Source organism: Paraburkholderia edwinii (assembly GCF_019428685.1).
Taxonomy (GTDB): domain Bacteria; phylum Pseudomonadota; class Gammaproteobacteria; order Burkholderiales; family Burkholderiaceae; genus Paraburkholderia; species Paraburkholderia edwinii.
In genome coordinates this window covers 755,923-775,293 of the sequence record NZ_CP080095.1, presented here as the reverse complement: position 1 = coordinate 775,293, position 19,371 = coordinate 755,923, and the positions used below count along the sequence as shown (strand labels likewise).

Annotated in this window: 21 protein-coding genes and 1 tRNA gene; 2 read left to right on the top strand and 20 right to left on the bottom strand. The window is 61.5% G+C overall.

Features of this window, described 5'->3' with window-relative positions:
* Nucleotides 1-10 precede the first annotated feature (10 nt).
* Complete coding sequence (gene tssM / locus KZJ38_RS03425) at nt 11-3,958, top strand: type VI secretion system membrane subunit TssM (protein ID WP_219798780.1); 3,948 nt, start codon at nt 11-13, stop codon at nt 3,956-3,958.
* 114 nt (nt 3,959-4,072) lie between these two features.
* Here tssM and KZJ38_RS03420 read toward each other — a convergent pair.
* From KZJ38_RS03420 to KZJ38_RS03390, 7 genes are all read right to left on the bottom strand, one after another.
* Nucleotides 4,073-4,148 (bottom strand) — tRNA-Thr (locus tag KZJ38_RS03420).
* Nucleotides 4,149-4,167: 19 nt separating this feature from the next.
* Nucleotides 4,168-4,683 (bottom strand): ClpXP protease specificity-enhancing factor, encoded by a 516-nt coding sequence (locus tag KZJ38_RS03415; RefSeq protein WP_219798779.1) that lies wholly within the window; start codon nt 4,681-4,683, stop codon nt 4,168-4,170.
* A gap of 101 nt (nt 4,684-4,784) precedes the next feature.
* The gene (locus KZJ38_RS03410; RefSeq protein WP_006052302.1) at nt 4,785-5,396 is read right to left on the bottom strand and encodes a glutathione S-transferase N-terminal domain-containing protein; all 612 of its coding nucleotides are present in this window, start codon (nt 5,394-5,396) and stop codon (nt 4,785-4,787) included.
* Between the two features lie 108 nt (nt 5,397-5,504).
* A complete protein-coding gene (locus KZJ38_RS03405; protein ID WP_219798778.1) occupies nt 5,505-6,260 on the bottom strand; it encodes a cytochrome c1 in 756 nt (251 codons plus the stop codon).
* Between the two features lie 24 nt (nt 6,261-6,284).
* On the bottom strand, nt 6,285-7,670 hold the full coding sequence (locus KZJ38_RS03400; protein ID WP_219798777.1) for a cytochrome b: 1,386 nt from the start codon (nt 7,668-7,670) through the stop codon (nt 6,285-6,287).
* Nucleotides 7,670-8,287 carry a ubiquinol-cytochrome c reductase iron-sulfur subunit gene (gene petA, locus KZJ38_RS03395; RefSeq protein ID WP_219800097.1) on the bottom strand — a complete coding sequence of 206 codons (618 nt, stop codon included), beginning with the start codon at nt 8,285-8,287 and terminating at the stop codon, nt 7,670-7,672. Before petA ends, KZJ38_RS03400 begins: the two co-directional genes overlap by 1 nt.
* A gap of 254 nt (nt 8,288-8,541) precedes the next feature.
* Nucleotides 8,542-9,288: a Nif3-like dinuclear metal center hexameric protein gene (locus KZJ38_RS03390; protein ID WP_219798776.1), complete on the bottom strand. Its 747-nt coding sequence runs from the start codon at nt 9,286-9,288 to the stop codon at nt 8,542-8,544.
* Between the two features lie 20 nt (nt 9,289-9,308).
* On the opposite strand from KZJ38_RS03390, the gene KZJ38_RS03385 reads away from it, so the two are divergent.
* Nucleotides 9,309-10,517: a Do family serine endopeptidase gene (locus KZJ38_RS03385; RefSeq protein WP_219798775.1), complete on the top strand. Its 1,209-nt coding sequence runs from the start codon at nt 9,309-9,311 to the stop codon at nt 10,515-10,517.
* 168 nt (nt 10,518-10,685) lie between these two features.
* Here the strand turns inward: KZJ38_RS03385 and tatC are convergent, their stop codons facing one another.
* From tatC to hisC, 13 genes are all read right to left on the bottom strand, one after another.
* Nucleotides 10,686-11,474, bottom strand: coding sequence for a twin-arginine translocase subunit TatC (tatC, locus tag KZJ38_RS03380; RefSeq protein ID WP_219798774.1), 789 nt, complete (start codon nt 11,472-11,474; stop codon nt 10,686-10,688).
* Nucleotides 11,475-11,505: 31 nt separating this feature from the next.
* Nucleotides 11,506-12,057, bottom strand: a complete 552-nt coding sequence (gene tatB / locus KZJ38_RS03375; RefSeq protein WP_219798773.1) for a Sec-independent protein translocase protein TatB — start codon at nt 12,055-12,057, stop codon at nt 11,506-11,508.
* 40 nt (nt 12,058-12,097) lie between these two features.
* Entirely contained in the window at nt 12,098-12,340 is a 243-nt protein-coding gene (gene tatA, locus KZJ38_RS03370; RefSeq protein WP_219798772.1) for a Sec-independent protein translocase subunit TatA, read from the bottom strand.
* A gap of 208 nt (nt 12,341-12,548) precedes the next feature.
* Nucleotides 12,549-12,914: a histidine triad nucleotide-binding protein gene (locus tag KZJ38_RS03365; protein WP_219798771.1), complete on the bottom strand. Its 366-nt coding sequence runs from the start codon at nt 12,912-12,914 to the stop codon at nt 12,549-12,551.
* A gap of 81 nt (nt 12,915-12,995) precedes the next feature.
* A complete protein-coding gene (locus tag KZJ38_RS03360) occupies nt 12,996-13,391 on the bottom strand; it encodes a DUF4870 family protein (protein WP_075158294.1) in 396 nt (131 codons plus the stop codon).
* A 136-nt stretch (nt 13,392-13,527) separates the two neighbouring features.
* Nucleotides 13,528-13,896 carry a phosphoribosyl-ATP diphosphatase gene (locus KZJ38_RS03355; protein ID WP_219798770.1) on the bottom strand — a complete coding sequence of 123 codons (369 nt, stop codon included), beginning with the start codon at nt 13,894-13,896 and terminating at the stop codon, nt 13,528-13,530.
* The gene (gene hisI, locus KZJ38_RS03350; RefSeq protein WP_219798769.1) at nt 13,893-14,303 is read right to left on the bottom strand and encodes a phosphoribosyl-AMP cyclohydrolase; all 411 of its coding nucleotides are present in this window, start codon (nt 14,301-14,303) and stop codon (nt 13,893-13,895) included. Before hisI ends, KZJ38_RS03355 begins: the two co-directional genes overlap by 4 nt.
* A 1-nt stretch (nt 14,304) precedes the next feature.
* Entirely contained in the window at nt 14,305-15,078 is a 774-nt protein-coding gene (gene hisF / locus KZJ38_RS03345; RefSeq protein WP_219798768.1) for an imidazole glycerol phosphate synthase subunit HisF, read from the bottom strand.
* 117 nt (nt 15,079-15,195) lie between these two features.
* Nucleotides 15,196-15,948: a 1-(5-phosphoribosyl)-5-[(5-phosphoribosylamino)methylideneamino]imidazole-4-carboxamide isomerase gene (gene hisA / locus KZJ38_RS03340; protein ID WP_219798767.1), complete on the bottom strand. Its 753-nt coding sequence runs from the start codon at nt 15,946-15,948 to the stop codon at nt 15,196-15,198.
* 204 nt (nt 15,949-16,152) lie between these two features.
* Nucleotides 16,153-16,794 (bottom strand): imidazole glycerol phosphate synthase subunit HisH, encoded by a 642-nt coding sequence (gene hisH, locus KZJ38_RS03335; protein WP_219798766.1) that lies wholly within the window; start codon nt 16,792-16,794, stop codon nt 16,153-16,155.
* 42 nt (nt 16,795-16,836) lie between these two features.
* Nucleotides 16,837-17,457, bottom strand: a complete 621-nt coding sequence (locus KZJ38_RS03330) for a YchE family NAAT transporter (protein WP_219798765.1) — start codon at nt 17,455-17,457, stop codon at nt 16,837-16,839.
* A 156-nt stretch (nt 17,458-17,613) separates the two neighbouring features.
* On the bottom strand, nt 17,614-18,201 hold the full coding sequence (gene hisB, locus KZJ38_RS03325; protein ID WP_219798764.1) for an imidazoleglycerol-phosphate dehydratase HisB: 588 nt from the start codon (nt 18,199-18,201) through the stop codon (nt 17,614-17,616).
* Nucleotides 18,202-18,264: 63 nt separating this feature from the next.
* On the bottom strand, nt 18,265-19,335 hold the full coding sequence (gene hisC, locus KZJ38_RS03320; protein WP_219798763.1) for a histidinol-phosphate transaminase: 1,071 nt from the start codon (nt 19,333-19,335) through the stop codon (nt 18,265-18,267).
* Nucleotides 19,336-19,371: the final 36 nt, after the last annotated feature.

The following is a 19,371-nucleotide window of genomic DNA, read 5'->3' as shown; positions in this document are numbered from 1 at the left end:
GTAACAAAGCATGAAACTGTTGTCATTTCTGGGATCCCGCTGGTCCCTCGCACTCGTTGCGCTCGCCGGTCTATCGGCCGCGATATGGTTTCTCGGACCATACGTCGCGTTCGGCACGCTTAAGCCATTTACCGACGTTGGCGTGCGTATGCTCATCATCGCGCTGGTGCTTACGATCGCGCTATTGAGGCTCAGAGGCATGTCGACGAGCCCCGTGTTCGTCGCGCTTCTGTGCCTGCTGATCTGGTATGCGGCACCGCTCATTGCTTTTGGACAGCATCAGCCGTTCGCGTCGACGTCGTCGCGCATCGTTGCGATCGGGCTCGTCCTCGCTTGTCTCGCACTCTACTGGCTGATCTGGGCTCTCCGGCGGATGCAAACCGACAAGGATTTTCTCGATAAGGCGCTGCGCTTCGGCACCCGCACGGAACCCTCTCCCGCCGCGGACCGGTTGCGAACAGTCGAAGCCCGGATGAACGGCGCGCTCGCCCGTCTCAAAGGCATGCGTACAGGCGCAACAGGCTTTACAAAACTGTTTCAAGGCGCACGGTATCTGTATGAGTTGCCGTGGTATGTCGTGCTCGGATCAAACGGCTCCGGCAAGACCAGCGCGCTTTTGCATGCCGGCCTGCAGTTCCCGGTCGGGAACGCCGACCAGCTCGCGAGTGCGCCGATGAGCACCGGCGATATCGACTGGTGGCTCGCGAACAACGTCGTGCTCATCGACACGCCCGGGCGCTACACGTCTCACGGCAATTCGGGCGCGCATGCGCATGCTCCCGCTCAAGCATCAGCCGTCGGTGCCGACCAGAACATATCGCGCGCACCCGTCAATGGCATTCCCGCGGCTGACGACGCCAATCATCGGCAACAGCTCGTTGACGCCGACGAGTGGCGCGGCTTTATCGCATTGTTGCGCCGTCGGCGGCCTCGTGCGCCCGTGAACGGTGCGCTGCTCGTCGTCAAGCTCGATGTACTAACTTCGCCCGACCCTTCAATGCTCGCCGCCGAAGCGACCGCGTTGCGCAGCCGGCTCGAGGAATTGCGAAGCGGCCTCGGTGTTCGTTTTCCCGTGTACCTGCTGATCACGCAGGCGGATCGGCTACCGGGATTCGCTGACTATTTCGGCGCGCTCACCAAAGAACACCGCGCACAGATGTGGGGCTTCACTTTACCTGTCGATGCAGAAAGCGTCGACATGCATTGCCAGACCGAGCTTACGCAACTTGCCGAACGCATATCCAACGGATTGAATTCGCGACTCGATGACGAATACGATATGGCGCGCCGCCAGCATCTGGCCGCACTGCCCGAAGCCTTTGGCGCATTAAGTGTGCCGCTTGTGGAACTCGTGTCGCGATTGTTCGGCGACTCTCGCTACGACGTCACGCAGTCAAACGCAAACTTGCGTGGCGTGTATTTCACGAGCGCGGTGCAAAGCGGCGAGTCGATCACGCCAGAGCCGCTCACGGTCGTCCAACGTCTGGAAACGGCGCTCGGTCAGCGTATCGAACGCAAGCGCACACGGGTCAACAGCGCTCACGGCTACTTTCTTCAGGACCTGTTCGACAAGGTCATCTTGCCCGAAGCGCACCTTGTTCGCCCGAATCTGCATTGGGAATATCGCTCCCGCGCACTGCAACTCGCCGGACACGCGCTTGCCTTACTGCTTTTCGCATGGCTTGCCGTTTCGCTTTATACGAGCTTCCATAACAACAGCGATTACCTCGACACGATCCATCGCAAAACAAGCGCGCTCGCGGCTCGCGTGAGCCGATTGTACGAAGCACCGAAGCAGGAAGCCGTGCCCGAGGCGCTGACCAACGCGCGCACTTTGCCCGCCTACGCACATCTTGATCTCTCCGCTCCCGACAGTCGCTTCCGCTATGGTCTCTACTCGGCCCCCGGCGTCATCGACGCAAGCCGCCTTACCTATCAGGCGCTGGAAGACAACCTGCTTTTGCCTCAGATCGTGCGACGCATGGAAGATGCCATCTCGCAGTCAATCTTCAATCGCGATGCGAAGTCGACTTACGACGCGCTGCGTGTCTACCTGATGCTTTATGACCGCGCAAATTTCAGCGCAGGCGATATCAAGGCATGGGTTCTCGACGACTGGGCGAAAACGGACAGTGCCGCGGCATTCGGTGGCCGCGCGGCAATGATTGGTCACGTCGAACACCTGTTCTCAGGGGAGCGATACGTGCAATCGCCGCTGATGCGCAACGACGCGCTGATTCAACGCGCACGCGCGTTCCTCGACTCGATCGAGGCAACCGAGCGTCTATACGAGCGAGCGAAGGCCGACATGGAGAAAGATGCGCCGGATGAGTTTTCATTGCTGCGCGTAATCGGCCCGCACACGGGCACGGTATTCACGCGTGCAAGCGGCGCACCGCTTGCACGCGGTGTGCCGGGACTTTTCACGTTCGATGGCTACCGCAAACTGTTCGACAAGCGCCTGCACGAATTCCTCGAGGCTGCGCGCGACGGTGACGCGTGGGTCATGGGACGCTTGCAGCCCGGCGGTGCTCAAAAAAAAACGGTTGAAATCGCAGGCGGTCCTGCGGACATGGACGATCCGCTCGTCGAAGCGGTCCGGCGCCTGTACCTGATCGAATACGCACGAAACTGGGACATGTTTTTGACCGACCTGCGCGTCGTCAGCGGCACAAGCCTCGCGTTCGATCTGCAAGTGCTGCGCCGCTTCGCAGCACCGGATTCTCCGCTCGTTCGCCTTGTTACAGCGGTCGTCCATGAGACGACGCTGACGCGTTCAATCACAAACGACGAACCATCGCTGCTGCAAAAGACCGCCGAGAGGCTTGCGGACAAAGCGGATAAGACACCGGGAATTCGCGCTCAGGAACGCGCGGAGCGGGAAATCGTCGACAGCCACTTCGCGGCACTGCGCGAAATGGTGACGGGCAGTCCCGAGGTCGGGCCCACTGCCGACGCCGCATCGAAGGCGAAGGGAGGCGTGACCGGAATAGATGGCATGTCGACTTTGCTCAACGACTACTACACATCGTTGATGGTTGCCGACAGCGCGATCGCGAACAACAGTCTGCCGCCTGCGAGCGACGCCGCATCAAAGCTCCGGATGGCAGCCAACACGATGCCCGCGCCGCTGCGTGAAGTGCTGCTAGGCCTGTCGTCGCAGGGCTCGCTTGAAGTGAATCAAGGCGTCGGTCGACTGCTGTCACGTCAGATGCAGGCGGTGATCGGCGACACTTGCCGGCTCACCATTGAAGGGAACTATCCGTTCGCCCCTGGCAGTGCGCGCGATGTGAGTATCGAAGACTTTACGCGACTATTCGCGCAGGACGGCGTGCTCGACAATTTCTTCACGAAGAATCTGGCTCCGTTCGTCGATACGTCCGCGCGCCCATGGCGTTACAAGACGCTGCCTGGCTCGACCGAACCGGTGAGCGGACCAGACCTCGAACCGTTCCAGCATGCAAAGGCCATCCGGGAGGTATTTTTCAGCGACCAGGGGCAAAAGCAGGTGGTCTGGAAAACCGACATTCGCGTGGCAGAGCTCGACCCGTCAATCACCGGACTTGCTATTGATATCGATGGACAGGGCGCCCTGTACCAGCACGGGCCGGTGATGCCGCTTCACGTAACGTGGCCGGGTCCGCGCGGCGGCGTGCATGCCGAGCTGACGGCCAGCCCGCGCATTCGCGCGGATACGTCGACCGTCGCCGCGGACGGCGGATGGGCGTTCATGCGGCTCCTGCGGCGCGGCGAAATCGTTCAAACGGCGACACCCGGACGCACGCGAGTTGTGTACGACTTCGACGGGCGCAAGGCGGTGCTGGACATCGCCAACGCGGGAAGTTTGGCCAACCCGCTGACGAGCAATCTGCTGACGACGTTTCGTTGTCCGCGTTCGGCCCCGGTGATTAGCCTGCCGGATAGCGGACCGCCGCCCGGATTACCCCCGGCGCCTTAGCATGCACGCGCCAGCTACGGCGAGCATCGCGTTTATCGTCACCGGAAAGTGAAGGAACAGCGGGAAAAATAAAAAGGGGTTACGCCAGTTTCGCGCAACCCCTCTCATCCCGTTTGGTGCCGGCTGCAGGACTCGAACCCGCCACCTGATGATTACAAATCAACTGCTCTACCAGATGAGCTAAGCCGGCGTAAGACCGCGATTCTACTTCATTTCACGACCTTGAGGTGACCTCTTCCACCTTTGCCGCCGTCGTCGTCCGGACGTGGACCGTCATCGCTCTGAACGCTGCTTGGCGCGCCCTGCTCGCTGCTCGCAGCATCGGGCGCGGCCGCGGCCGGCGCGGGCTCGCCGGCCTCTTCGGCAGGCACCTCGTCGCCTTCCGCTTCCGAATCGGTCGCCTCGCCACCGGTCGAATCAACCGGGAACGCCATGCCCTGTCCGTTTTCCCGCGCGTAGATCGCGAGCACGTTCGCCACCGGCACCTCGATCTTGTGCGACTTGCCGGAGAACCGCGCGCTGAACTCGATCCACTCATTGCCCATCTGCAACTGGCTCGTTGCTTCGAAACTGATGTTCAGCACGATCTCGTTGTCGCGCACGAACTGGCGCGGCACGCGTGTCTGGTTATCGACCCGCACCGCGATATGCGGCGTGTAGCCGTTGTCGGTACACCATTCGTACAGCGCGCGCAGCAGGTACGGCTTCGTGGAAATTTCTTGCATCAACAGTCCTCGTGCCGGGCGGACAGCCACGGCGGCCTCGGCGGCCAAAGGGGCCACGGCGGCGGCAGCCGCCGCGCGCCAAACTCAACACACGCAAAAACTCAACGACGCATTACCTTTTCCGACGGCGTCAGCGCTTCGATATACGCCGGACGGCTGAAGATACGCTCGGCGTACTTCATCAGCGGCGCCGCGTTCTTCGACAGCTCAATGCCGTAGTGGTCGAGGCGCCACAGCAACGGCGCGATCGCGACGTCGAGCATCGAAAATTCTTCGCCGAGCATGTACTTGTTCTTCAGGAAAATCGGCGCGAGCTGCGTGAGGCGGTCGCGGATCGCGAGGCGTGCCTTTTCGTGATTCTTCTCGGCCGCCTTGCCCTTCTCGTTCTCGAGCGTGCCGACGTGCACGAACAGTTCCTTCTCAAAGTTCAGCAGGAACAGGCGCGCCCGGGCGCGCTGCACCGGGTCGGCCGGCATCAGTTGCGGGTGCGGGAAGCGCTCGTCGATGTACTCGTTGATGATGTTCGATTCGTACAGGATCAGGTCACGCTCGACGAGAATCGGTACCTGACCGTACGGATTCATCACCGCGATGTCTTCGGGCTTGTTGAACAGATCGACGTCGCGAATTTCGAAATCCATGCCCTTCTCGAACAACACCAGCCGGCAACGCTGGGAGAACGGGCACGTAGTGCCGGAATACAGAACCATCATTTTTGCGTTTCCTCAAAAAGCTGAAGGGCCAGCACGCGGAAAAACCGGCCTCACAGGTTCTCCTGTGCGGTCTTTCCTTGCACCGGCCCCACACCCGCTACGGTGTGTTTATTTGATATCTTTCCAGTACGCGGCGTTCAGTCGCCAGGCGAAAAAGCTCAACAGACCGAGGAACAGCAGAACCCACACGCCAAGCTGCTGGCGGATCTTCTGCGTCGGCTCGGCCATCCACGACAGGTACGCGACCAGATCGGCCACAGCCGAATCATAATCTACCGGCGACAACGTCCCCGGGCTCGCCTGCTGGAAGCCCGTGAACTTGCGCATCTTTTCGCCCGTCCGTTCGTCGGTTTCCTCTTCGAACTTCGCGGTGCGCTGCCCCTGCAACTGCCACAGCACATTCGGCATGCTCACGTTCTCGTAGACGAGATTGTTCCAGCCCGTGGGCCGCGTATCGTCGCGGTAGAAGCTGCGCAGATACGTGTAGAGCCAGGCCGCACTGCGCGCACGCGCCTCGACCGTCAGATCGGGCGGCGTCGCGCCGAACCACGATTTCGCGTCGTCCGGATGCATCGCGATCGACATCGTGCTGCCGATCTTGTCCGACGTGAACATCAGGTTTTGCTCGATTTCCTTCTGCGAGATGCCGAGATCCTGCAGCCGGCTGTACCGCATCAGGTTCGCACTGTGGCAATTCAGGCAATAGTTTACAAACAATTGGGCGCCATGTTGCAGCGAAGCAAAATTGTCCGTGTTATCGGGCGCCCGGTCCAGCGGTACATTCTCCTCCGCAAAAACCGGGGCAGCCGTCAGCGTGCACAGCATCGCGCCTAACAGCGCGAGCATCGAAAACAGTTTTTTCATGTTCGGGTTCTCCTCGCGTGGCATTCAGTGGGGTTTGAACCGCACTCGTTCGGGCGGCTGCTTGAAATTGCCAAGCGGCGTCCAGAACGGCATGCCGAGGAAGAACGCGAAGTACACCAGTGCGCAGATCTGCGCGATGACCGTCCCCGCCGGCGAAGGCGGCTTCGTGCCGAGAAACGCGAGCGTCAGGAACGCAAGCACGAAGATCGCGTAGAACACCTTGTGGAAGAACGGCCGGTAGCGGATCGACTTGACCGGCGAGCGGTCGAGCCACGGCAGGAAGAACAGCGAGACGACCGCGCTGCCCATCACCACCACGCCCCAGAACTTCGACTCGGTGAAATACATCGCCAGCACGACGAGCACCGCGAGCACCGGCAAGCCGATGCGCCACTTGCCGCGCGCGCGCACGAGCGCGAACAGACCGAGCAGCAGGACGATGATCATCAGCACGATCTTGAACGGGTCGGTCGTGGCGCGCAGCATCGCGTAAAACGCGGTGAAGTACCAGACCGGCGCAATTTCCGGCGGCGTCTGCAGCGGATTGGCCGGCACGAAGTTGTTCGCTTCGAGGAAGTAGCCGCCCATTTCCGGCGCGAAGAAGATAATCGCCGCGAACACGATCAGGAACACGCACACGCCCATGAAGTCGTGCACCGAGTAGTACGGGTGAAACGGAATGCCGTCGAGCGGGATGCCGTTTGCGTCCTTTTTCGCCTTGATCTCGATGCCGTCGGGGTTGTTCGACCCGACTTCGTGCAACGCGACGATGTGCGCGATCACGAGGCCGATCAGCACAAGCGGAATCGCAATCACGTGGAACGCGAAGAAGCGGTTCAGCGTGACGTCCGACACCACGTAATCGCCGCGAATCCACAGCGACAGGTCCGGGCCGATAAACGGAATCGCCGAAAACAGGTTCACGATGACCTGCGCGCCCCAGTACGACATCTGCCCCCACGGCAGCAGGTAGCCGAAAAACGCTTCAGCCATCAGGCAGAGGAAAATCGCACAGCCGAAAATCCACACCAGCTCGCGCGGCTTGCGATACGAGCCGTACAGGAGCCCGCGAAACATATGCAGGTACACGACGACGAAGAACATCGACGCGCCGGTCGAGTGCATATACCGGATCAGCCAGCCCCACGGCACCTCGCGCATGATGTACTCGACCGATGCGAACGCGAGCATCGAATCGGGCTTGTAGTTCATCGTGAGGAAGATGCCGGTGACGATCTGATTGACCAGCACGAGCAGCGCGAGCGAGCCGAAGAAGTACCAGAAGTTGAAATTCTTCGGCGCGTAGTACTCGGAAAGGTGGGCCTTCCACGTGGACGTCATCGGAAAGCGCCGATCGATCCACCCCACGAGCCCCGATGTTGTCTCCACATCTTTTTCGGTCGTCGCCATTACGCTTCTCCTTTCTCGTCCTTGCCGATCACGAGCGTTTCGCCCACGAACATATAAGGCGGGATGTCGAGGTTCTGCGGCGCAGGTTTGTTCTTGAAGACGCGGCCGGCCAGATCATAGGTCGAGCCATGGCACGGGCACAGGAAACCGCCTGGCCAGTCGTCCGGAAGATTGGGCTGCGCGCCCTCCTGGAAGCGCGGTGTCGGCGTGCAGCCCAGATGGGTGCATACCGCAACGGTAACGAGAACATTCTTGTGATCGGGCCGCGAACGGAATTCGTTCTTGCAGTACTCCGGCATCGGCATCGAAAACGGATTCTTGGATTGCGGGTCTGCGACTTCGTTATCGGCTTTCTGAACATCGGCGAGCATCTTGTCGGTGCGGTTCAGAATCCACACCGGCTTGCCGCGCCACGCGACCGTCATCATGTCGCCCGGCTTCAAGCCGCTGATATCGACCTGGACGGGCGCGCCCGCGGCCTTGGCCTTTTCCGATGGTGCAAATGAACCAACAAAGGGTATTACGGTGGCGACTCCTCCGATGCCACCTGTTACGGTCGTCGCGATCAGCCAGGTACGGCGGCCGCCGTCGACGCGTTCGTCTTCCTTGTCTCGCATCACACGCCCCACTTCTAAGTTGGATTTTTTCCTTCCGTCGCTTTCTACCGCCGCTAGTTTGCTCGAATGGAGTCGCCATTTACAAGGGCCGACAACCAAAAACAATGCGAAGTTGTTGATAAATCAGGGTATTCCCGCACGATTTGCAAGCATTTTGCTTATGCGGATTTAAGTATTTCCTGCATTTTCTAATTCACTCAGTCCGCATGTCTCAGTCCCATCCTTTTGACCGCTTTGGACCAGTTTTGTCACGACTAGACCGGATTATGAATATCGATAAACAGGTGCTCGAGATCGAATGCCTCCGAAAGGTGCGAACCGAGCGCCTGGACGCCGAATCGCTCGGTCGCATGATGCCCGGCCGCTACGAACGCGACGCCGCTTTCGGCCGCCATATGCGTGTTCTGCTCCGAGATTTCGCCGGTCAGGTAGACATCGGCACCCGCGTCGATCGCCGCGTCGAAATAGCCTTGCGCGCCGCCCGTGCACCATGCGACACGCCGCAGCTCCTGATCCGGGTCGCCGAGCACGAGCGGTGTGCGGGAGAGCGTATGCTCGATCTGCGCCGAGAAGTGCGCGAGCGTGATCGGCATCGGCAGTGTGGTCATCCAGCCGATGTCGTTGTCGCCGAAACGCGCGTCGCCGATCAGGCCGAGCTTTGCGCCGAGCTGCGCGTTGTTGCCGTAGACCGGATGGTCGTCGAGCGGCAGGTGGTACGCGAACAGGTTAATGTCGTTCGCCAGCAGCAGCTTCAGGCGCTGGTACTTGCGCCCGGTGATCTGCGGCGCCTCGTTGCGCCAGAAGTAGCCGTGATGCACGAGCAGCGCGTCCGCGCCCCACTCGAGCGCGGCCTCGAGAAACGCCAGCGAAGCGGTTACGCCGGTGGCGATTTTCTCGACCTTGCGACGCCCTTCGACCTGCAGTCCGTTCGGGCAATAGTCCTTGAACCGTGAGGCTTCGAGGACGTTGTTCAAGTACAATTCCAGTTCGATCCGATCCATATAAACCTCTAATTTTTCAGATGCTCAGACGCTTTTGGCTGTTGTTCGCCCAGGCGGTGACGGTGCTGCTCGCGCTGATGTTCATCATCGCGACGCTCAAGCCCCAATGGCTGCAGCGACAAGGGCAATTCGGCAAGCAACTGGCCGAACCGATCGTCGCACTGCGGGAAGTGGCGCCGGGGATCGGCAACGGCCCCCTGGAAAGCTCCTATGCCGACGCGGCACAAAAGGCGATGCCGGCAGTCGTCAACGTGTTCTCCAGCAAGGACGGATCGCTGCCACCGGACCCGCGCGCGAAAGACCCGCTGTTCCGCTACTTCTTCGGCGACCGTAACCGCCGCCAGCAGGAGCCGGCCGCGAATCTGGGCTCGGGTGTGATTGTGAGTTCGGAAGGCTACATTCTAACGAACCAGCACGTCGTGGACGGCGCGGATCAGATCGAAATCGCCCTCGCCGACGGCCGCACCAGCGAAGCGAAGGTCATCGGCGTCGACCCGGAGACCGATCTCGCCGTGCTGAAGGTCAATATGACCAATCTGCCGACCATTACGCTCGGCCGCATGGATCAGACGCGCGTCGGCGACGTCGTGCTTGCGATCGGCAACCCGTTCGGCGTCGGCCAGACGGTGACGATGGGCATTGTCAGCGCGCTCGGGCGCAACCACCTCGGCATCAATACTTTCGAGAATTTCATCCAGACCGACGCGCCGATCAATCCCGGCAATTCGGGCGGCGCGCTCGTCGATATCCACGGCAATCTGCTCGGCATCAATACGGCCATCTATTCGCGTTCGGGCGGCTCGCTCGGCATCGGCTTTGCGATTCCCGTGTCGACCGCGCGCAGCGTGCTCGAGAGCATCATTACCACCGGCACGGTGACGCGCGGCTGGATCGGCGTCGAGCCGCAGGATGTGACGCCTGAAATCGCGGAATCGTTCGGACTCGAGCAGAAGACCGGCGCGATCGTCGCCGGCGTGCTGAAGGGCGGGCCGGCCGACAAGGCCGGCATCAAGCCGGGCGATATCCTGGTCGGCGTGAACGGCCAGGACATTACGGACACCACGCGTCTTCTGAACGTGATCGCGCAGATCAAGCCGGGCACCGACGCAAAGGTGCATCTGGTGCGCAAGAACAAGGAACTGGATCTGACGGTGATGATCGGCAAGCGCCCGCCGCCGCCGAAGCAGTCTTCATCGGACGACGATGATCAGGGTGATGATGGCGGCTGAGTCGCCTGACTCGTGACCTGGCGGGGCGCGCGGCGCGCAACTTTGGCTGTTGCCGCGCCGATCCGCGCCAATCGGGGCGGTTATTGCTCTATCGAAGCATTAAGCGAAGCAGTGCGCGCGACGCAAAGCGGTCTCTGAAAGCGGGCAGCCGCCCACTCCCACTCCGCGTCATGGCGCCGCGTTACCCTCGCTCTCTTCCTCCGCTGCAATCGCCGGCTTGCTGACAAAAAGCCGCGCCGCGATAATGCCGGCCTCGTATAGAACGATCAACGGAATCGCGAGAATCAGCTGCGAGAACACATCCGGCGGCGTCACCACTGCCGACACGACAAACGCACCCACCACCACGTACGGACGGATCTGCTTGAGCTTTGGCACCGTCAGAATGCCCATGCGCACGAGCAGCACGACAACGATCGGCACCTCGAACGTCACACCGAACGCAAGAAACATCGTCAGCACGAAGCTCAGGTAATTGTCGATATCGGTCGTCATTTCCGCACCAAGCGGCGCGTTATAGTGCGCCATCACGCGGAAGATGGTCGGAAACACGACGAAGTACGCGAACGCCATCCCGCACAGAAACAGCAGATAGCTGCTGCTGACGAGCGGCATCACGAGCTTTTTCTCGTGCTGATACAACCCCGGCGCGACGAACGCCCAGATCTGATACAGCACGATCGGCAAGGCAATGACGAAAGCGACGAGCATCGTCACCTTCATCGGCACGAAGAACGAGCCGGTCACATCGGTGACGATCATCTTGCCGTCCTTCGGCAGGTTCATCATCAGTGGCCGCGCGAGCAGCCTGAAGATGTCCGGCGCCCAGTAGACGAGCCCCACGAATACGACAATCACCGCAATGCCGGCGCGCATGATGCGGTTGCGCAGTTCGACGAGATGGGAGATGAAGGTCTCTTCAGGACCTTCGTTCTGCTTGTGCTGGGGGTCGCTCACGCCGGCCCTCGGTAGGAGATGGATTCACGAATCAGAAGAAGCGCGTCGTGCGCCGCATGCTGGCCGGCTTGTGGCGCGCCACGCGGGCCGCGCCCGACTGCACGTGCGTACGGCGCGCGGTCGCACGTTTGTACCACGAAGGCGTGGCTGCCTGTTTGATGCGCCAGTTCTTGCGCTTCGGCGCGCTCATCGGCGTGGTCGTGCCAAAGCCGTTCCACGCAGACGTGGATGCGCTATTCGAAGCAGAAGACGTGCTCTCGTCAGCACCGCTGCCCGCGACGCTTGGCGACACCGACGTTCCCGCTTTCCACGCGTCGTTCAGCTCGGTTTCGTGCTTGCGCAGATTGTCGTGAATCGTCGTTTCGACGTTTTGCGCGGCCGATTCGAATTCGGTTTTCATCCGCCGCAGCTCGTCGAGCTCGATTTCACGCGTGACTTCAGCCTTCACGTCGTTGATATAGCGCTGCGCGCGTCCGAATAGCGCGCCCGCGGTGCGGGCGACGCGCGGCAGCCGCTCAGGGCCGAGCACGACCAGCGCGACCACGCCGATCAACGCCATTTTGGTGAGACCGAGGTCCAGCATCGAATGAGCTTCCCGTCAGTGCGCCGAGCGAACCGCCGGCTTAGCGCGAGTCGCCCGAATGCGTGGCCTTTTCTTTCGCGTCGACGTCGATCGTGCCCGCGCGCGGCAGATCGCGTTGCTGCGTCTGCGTATCGGCGGGCGCTTCAGCGTCCTTCATGCCTTCCTTAAACCCCTTCACGGCGCCACCCAGGTCGCCACCGATATTGCGCAGCTTCTTCGTGCCGAACACCAGAGCAACGATCAGCAGAACGATCAGCCAATGCCAGATACTCAACGAACCCATGAAAACTCTCCTTGTCTCCCGTCGCCCACCGACGTGAAGAAAACCCTTGAGCCCTACGGCCCTTACCGAAGCAAAACGAAGCGAGGGCGCTCCGTCCACTCTCTGCTTTTTAGAATAAAACCGGTACTCGCTTTACCACCGATTCATCACCGACCGGCTGAACTATCGCGGATCGACAGTATCGCCGCCGTTCGGTGATGAACATATGTCACCCCATGCGCAACCACGGCCGCGGACCGGCCAGCAGATGCGCGTGCAGGTGATATACCTCCTGACCGCCGCCCGGACCGGTATTGATTACCGTCCGGAAGCCGGTTTCACCGCCCGTATAGGCAACACCGAGCTTATCCGCCAGACGCGCCACCAGTACAAGCATTCTACCAAGCAGCGGGGCGTCGCCTTCGTGGCAATCGGTCAACGTGGCGATATGTTTGCGTGGAATCACGAGTACGTGCGTATCGGCGGCCGGACGGATATCGCGGAATGCGACGAACTCGTCGTCTTCATGAACTTTAGTCGACGGGATTTCGCCCGCTGCGATCTTGCAGAAAAGGCAGTTTGGATCGTGGCTCATGGTCTTCCCGATGCTTGTGCGTGGTTCCCGATTTCGCCTGGCCCAGCGCCGACACATGCGTCGCCGCCGATCGCATACCGCTCAGAACCACGCGCGCGGATTCTGCAGCGGCTTGTTGTCGTATAGATACAGCCAGCCTTTGATAATACGGTACAACGTCCAGATCGCGACAGCCCATAGAATCGGCACGCCGATCAGCACGATGAAAAGCGCCACGCCGATCAGATGGCCGATGAGGCCCATCCAGAACGTGCGGATCTGCCACTCGAAGTGCGCTTCGTACGGCGTGCCGACCGTCTCCGCGCGCTTCAGATAGTTGATGATGATGGCAACCAGCACCGATATCCCGCCCGTCAGCCAGTACACCGCGTAGAGCGCGTACAGCACGTGCGTCAGCGTGCGCAGGCCGCGTTGCCGGTCGATTTCGACCGCGCTCTGGTACGTCGGCGGCGGATATCCGCCATGCGACTGCTCCATGTTGCGTCCTCCTTCAGGTGCGATCAAAAGCGTGCTTATTCGATCATGCCGCGTGTGCCACTACGTGCGACGTTGTCTGCGGTACGGCTCGCCGCGCGGCTTGCATTGCGGTCCACCAAAGGCTCGCCGTGCGGCTTCAGTCGCCGTTTTGCTCGCGGTCGCGGCTCTTGCGCAAGGCCTTTTCCTCAATGCCAGAGAGCCCCTCGCGCCGCTCGAGTTCGGCGAGCACATCGGCCGGGCTCAGGTCGAAGTGCGACAGCGCCACCAGACAATGAAACCACAGATCAGCCATCTCATAGACGAGCGCTTTGGCCTCGCGGCCGTGGCGCACATCCTTCGCGGCGAGCGCGACTTCGGTCGCCTCCTCGCCGATCTTTTTTAGCACCGCGTCGTCGCCCTTATGGAAAAGGCGCGACACATACGAAGTCTCGGGGTCGCCGCCCTTGCGGCTTTCGATAATCGCCGCGAGGCGCAGCAGCGTGTCGTGCGTGTGTGCTTGCGTCATTTGTAGATGTGTTCGGGATCTTTCAGTACCGGATCGACGGCAACCCACTCGCCATCGTCGACCGATCCTTCGAATTTCTGGAAGAAGCACGAGTGGCGGCCTGTGTGGCATGCGATGCCCGAGACCTGCTCGACCTTGAGCAGGACGACATCTTCGTCGCAATCGAGCCGCACTTCGTGCACGTGCTGCACGTGGCCGGACTCTTCGCCCTTGAACCACAGCCGCTGACGCGAGCGCGAGAAATACACGGCACGGCCGGTCTCGACCGTCTTCGCGAGCGCCTCGCGGTTCATCCACGCGAACATCAGCACGTCGTTCGTCGCGGCTTCCTGCGCGATGACCGGCACGAGGCCGTTCGCGTCCCATTTGACCTTGTCGAGCCAGTCGACACCCGAAGCGTTCACCACGTCACAACCTCACCGAAATGCCCTGATCGGCCATGAAGCGCTTGGCCTCGCCGACCGTATGTTCGCCATAGTGGAAGATGCTCGCGGCCAGCACGGCGTCCGCATGGCCGTCCCGGATGCCGTCCGCGAGATGTTGCAGCGAGCCGACGCCGCCCGATGCGATGACCGGCACCGGCACCGCATCGGATACCGCGCGCGTCAACGTGAGATCGAAGCCGCTTTTGGTGCCGTCGCGATCCATGCTGGTGAGCAGAATTTCGCCGGCGCCGAATTCGGCCATCTGGCGCGCCCATTCGATCGCATCGAGACCGGTCGCCTTGCGCCCGCCGTGCGTGAACACTTCCCAGCGCGACGCTTCGCCGTCGGCCGACACGCGCTTCGCGTCGATCGCGACGACGATGCACTGCGAGCCGTATTTGCTCGTCGCATCGCGCACGAGTTGCGGATTCGCGATCGCCGACGAATTGATACTGATCTTGTCCGCGCCGGCATTGAGCAGCCGCCGCACGTCTTCGACCGCGCGCACGCCGCCGCCGACGGTCAACGGAATGAACACCTGCGATGCCACGGCTTCGATGATCGGCAGAATCAGATCGCGCTGATCGGACGTCGCGGTGATGTCGAGGAAGGTGAGCTCGTCGGCGCCCTGGTCGTCATAGCGGCGCGCGATTTCGACGGGGTCGCCCGCGTCGCGCAGCTCGACAAAGTTGACACCCTTGACGACACGCCCGGCAGTCACGTCGAGACACGGGATGATGCGTTTAGCTAAGGCCATGATGGTGCGGATACTTACGTGAGCGGTGTGCAGTACAGCATGATGTGGGACGCGCGCGGCGACGCGGCATGACGGCAACGGCGATCGACAAATCGCGCGGCTCCACGGCGCCGACGCTTACGCGTCATCCGATTCGCGCAACCGGTCCGCGTGCGTCTGCGCAGCTGCAAAGTCGAGATCGCCCGAGTAGATCGCCCGGCCGCAGATCACGCCTTCGACGCCCTCGTCTTCGACTTCGCACAGCGCCTCGATATCCCCGAGGTTCGACAGGCCGCCGCTTGCGATGACCGGAATCTTCACCGCGCGCGCCAGACGCACGGTCGCCTCGATATTGATGCCCTGCATCATGCCATCGCGGCCGATGTCCGTGTAGATGATCGACTCACACCCGTAGTCTTCGAATTTGCGCGCGAGATCGGCCACTTCGTGGCCGGTCAGCTTGCTCCAGCCGTCGGTGGCGACCTTGCCGTCCTTCGCATCGAGGCCGACGATGATGTGGCCGCCGAAGGCCGTGCAGGCTTCGAGCAGAAATCCGGGGTTCTTCACCGCCGCGGTGCCGATGATCACGTACTCGAGACCGTCGTCGAGATAGCGCTCGATCGTGTTCAGATCGCGAATGCCGCCGCCCAGCTGCACGGGAATCTCGCTACCGACTTCGTCGATGATTGCGCGAATCGCCTCTTCGTTACGCGGTTTGCCGGCGAATGCGCCATTCAGATCGACGAGATGCAGGCGCCGCGCGCCGCGTTCGAGCCAATGGCGGGCCATTGCCGCCGGCTCTTCGGAGAATATCGTCGCCTGGTCCATATCGCCCTGTTTGAGGCGAACACATTGACCGTCTTTCAGGTCGATGGCGGGGATCAGCAGCATAGCAATCGGGTGATGTCTGGGAAGAAGGTTGATGTCCGGCCGGCGCAAAGCCGTTCCGCTAGTTTAGTACAACTCTTTCGGCCGCCTTGCTAATGTCGGGGCGCCGCGGCAGTGGCCGCCTGAACGTCGATCCGGGCGTCCATCCGGACAGCCATGTTAACCGCTGTACAAGCGCCCGAACCCGGTCGCGCAAGACGGCGCGATTCATGGTTTCCAGTGCACGAAATTACGGTACATGCGCAAGCCCGCATCCGCACTTTTTTCCGGGTGGAATTGGGTTGCGAAAATATTGTCGCGGGCGACCGCCGATGTGAACGGCACGCCGTAAATCGTTTCGCCCGACGTGTGCCCGGCATTGTCAGGCACCACGTAGTAGCTGTGCACAAAATAGAAAAAACTTTCGTCGGGCACGCCGTCCCACAGCGGGTGCGGCTGCGCCTGACGGACGCGGTTCCAGCCCATCTGCGGCACCTTGAAGCGCGAGCCGTCGTCCTGCAGCTGGCCCTCGAGCTCGAAGCGCACGACCTTGCCCGCCATCAGCCCGAGCCCGCGCGTATCGCCCTCTGCGCTCCAGTCGAACAGCATTTGCTCGCCGACGCACACGCCCATCAGCGGCTTGCTGCGCGACGCTTCGAGCACCGCATCCTGCAGGCCCGATTCACCGAGCGAACGCATGCAGTCGGGCATCGCGCCCTGGCCGGGCAGCACGACACGGTCGGCGGCGCGGATCGCCTCGGGGCGATCGACAATCGCCACGTCCGCCTCGGGCGCCGCCTTTTTCAGCGCCTGCGCCACTGAGCGCAGGTTGCCCATTCCGTAATCCACAATCGCTATCGAAGTCTTCATTTCAAACCAGGGTTTTCACTTCAGTTTGCATGTCAATGCGTTTCACTTCAGGGCAGGCAACAGCGCCTTCAAGCCGTCGACGATAAATTCCACCGCGAGCGCCGACAGCATCAGTCCCATCAGCCGCGTGCCGATATTGATACCGGTCCGACCGACCCAACGCGCAATCGGTTCGGCCAGACGCAGCGCCACGAAACAGATCGCGGCGAGCACGGCGCCGATAGCGATCAGACTAACGCGGTCGTACCAATGGCGAAAGCTGGCCGAATAGACGATGACCGTACTGATCGATCCCGGTCCCGTCAGCAGCGGAATCGCGAGCGGCACGACGGCGATGTTGTCCTTCGATTCCGCTTCATAGCGTTCCTCGGGCGTCGCGCGCGCGTTGCCGATCTGCGCGTTGAGCATGCTGATCGCCATCAATAGCATGATGATGCCGCCGCCGACTTCGAGCGAGCCGATCGAGATACCGAAAAAGCTGATGATCTGCTGCCCGCACAGCGACGTTACCGCGATCACGCAGAACACTGAAATCGATGCGATGCGGATCGTGCGCCGCTGCTCCGCTTCCGACTGCTGCGCGGTCAGGCTCAGAAAAAACGGCACCACGCCGACCGGATTGATCAGCGCGAGCAGCGAAATAAACGACTTGAGGATATCCATCGCAAGCCAGGCGCGTCCGCGGCACCGGTCCGGTTGAGCGACGCTTCAGGCGCCCGCGTTGGCAGGCAGATGCCTGAAGAGCCAACTGAGGAGCCAACTAAAGAGCCACCCGAAGTCACCTGAGGACCATCCTGAGAATGTGCCCCGGAATTCGTGTCAGAGGCTGCCCTTGGTCGACGGAATCTGCCCCGCCGCGCGTTCGTCCAGTTCGACCGCCATGCGCAACGCACGGCCGAACGCCTTGAAGACCGTTTCCATCTGATGATGGGCGTTGAGGCCGCGCAGATTGTCGATATGCAGGGTGACGCCTGCGTGGTTCACGAACCCGCGGAAAAATTCGATGGACAGGTCGACGTCGAAGGTGCCGATGCGTGCGCGCGTGAACGGCACGTGGAATTCGAGCCCGGGGCGGCCGGAGAAATCGATCACGACGCGCGAGAGTGCTTCATCGAGCGGTACGTACGCGTGGCCATAACGGCGGATGCCCTTCCTGTCGCCGATCGCCTTCGCGACGGCTTGGCCGAGCGTGATGCCGACGTCTTCGACCGTATGGTGGTCGTCGATATGCGTGTCGCCATGCGCCTCGATGTCCAGATCGACAAGTCCGTGCCGCGCGATCTGGTCGAGCATGTGATCGAGGAACGGCACGCCGGTGGCCAGCTTCTGCTGACCGGTGCCGTCCAGATTGATCTTCACACGGATCTGCGTTTCGCTGGTGTTGCGAACGACTTCCGCAAGGCGCATGACAATTCCTCGAAGCTTCTTGAAAGATAGGGTGGGAGATGAGCCGCCGTGCTGGCACTCGCACTAATGCAGCGCGAGTTTCAGCGCGGCAAGCAATTGCGTGTTCTCTTCCGGCAACCCGACCGTCAGACGTACGCAATTCGCCAGCAATGGGTGCATTTTACTCACGTTTTTGATCAAAACCCGCGCATTTAGCAGGGTTTCGAACGTCGCGGACGCATCGGGCACGCGCACGAGCAGAAAATTGCCGGCGCTCGGAAAAACCTCGGCGCCGGGCAGAGCGGCGACCGCCTGCGACAATTTCAAGCGCTCGGCACGCAGTTGCGAGGCTTGCGCGTCGAGCACATCGACGTGATCGAGCAGGAAATCGACGGTTGCCTGCGTGAGCACGTTGACGTTGTACGGCGGGCGCACCTTGTCGAATTCGGCGAGCCACGCCGGCCGGCCCGCGAGATAACCGAGGCGGACGCCGGCCAGACCGAGCTTCGACACGGTGCGCATCACGACGACATTGTCGAAATCGCCCGCGCGCGGCATCCAGCTATGCCCGGCGAACGGCTGGTACGCCTCGTCGATCACCACAAGACTGCGGTTCGCGGCCGCGATGATCCGCTCGATGTCGTTTTCATCGAACAGATTGCCGGTCGGATTGTTCGGGTAGGCCAGATAGACGACGGCCGGCCGATGCCGTTCGATGGCCGCGAGCATTGCGCCGGTATCGAGCGTGAAGTCCGCGTTCAGCGGCACGCCGACGAATTCGAGATTCGCGAGCCGCGCCGACACCTCGTACATCACGAAACCCGGCACCGGCGCGAGCACTTGCGCGCCGGGCTGCGCGCACGCAACCGAAATCATGCTGATGATCTCGTCGGAACCGTTGCCGAGCAGCACGTCGCAATGAGCCGGTATGTGCATCACGCGCTTGAGCTTGTCGATCAGCGCACCGGGACGCGGCGCCGGATAGCGGTTCAGCGCAACGCCCGACAGGCGCTCCGCAAGTTGGTCGGCAAGCGTCGGCGGCAGCTCGAACGGGTTTTCCATCGCGTCGAGCTTCACGTAGCCGGTCGCCTCCGGCACCGGATAGCTCGTCATCGCAAGCACGTCGCGGCGGATGATGTCTTGTGGTGTGGTCATGGCGCGCGGCTTCAGCCGTTTCAGCCGTTCTCGTAA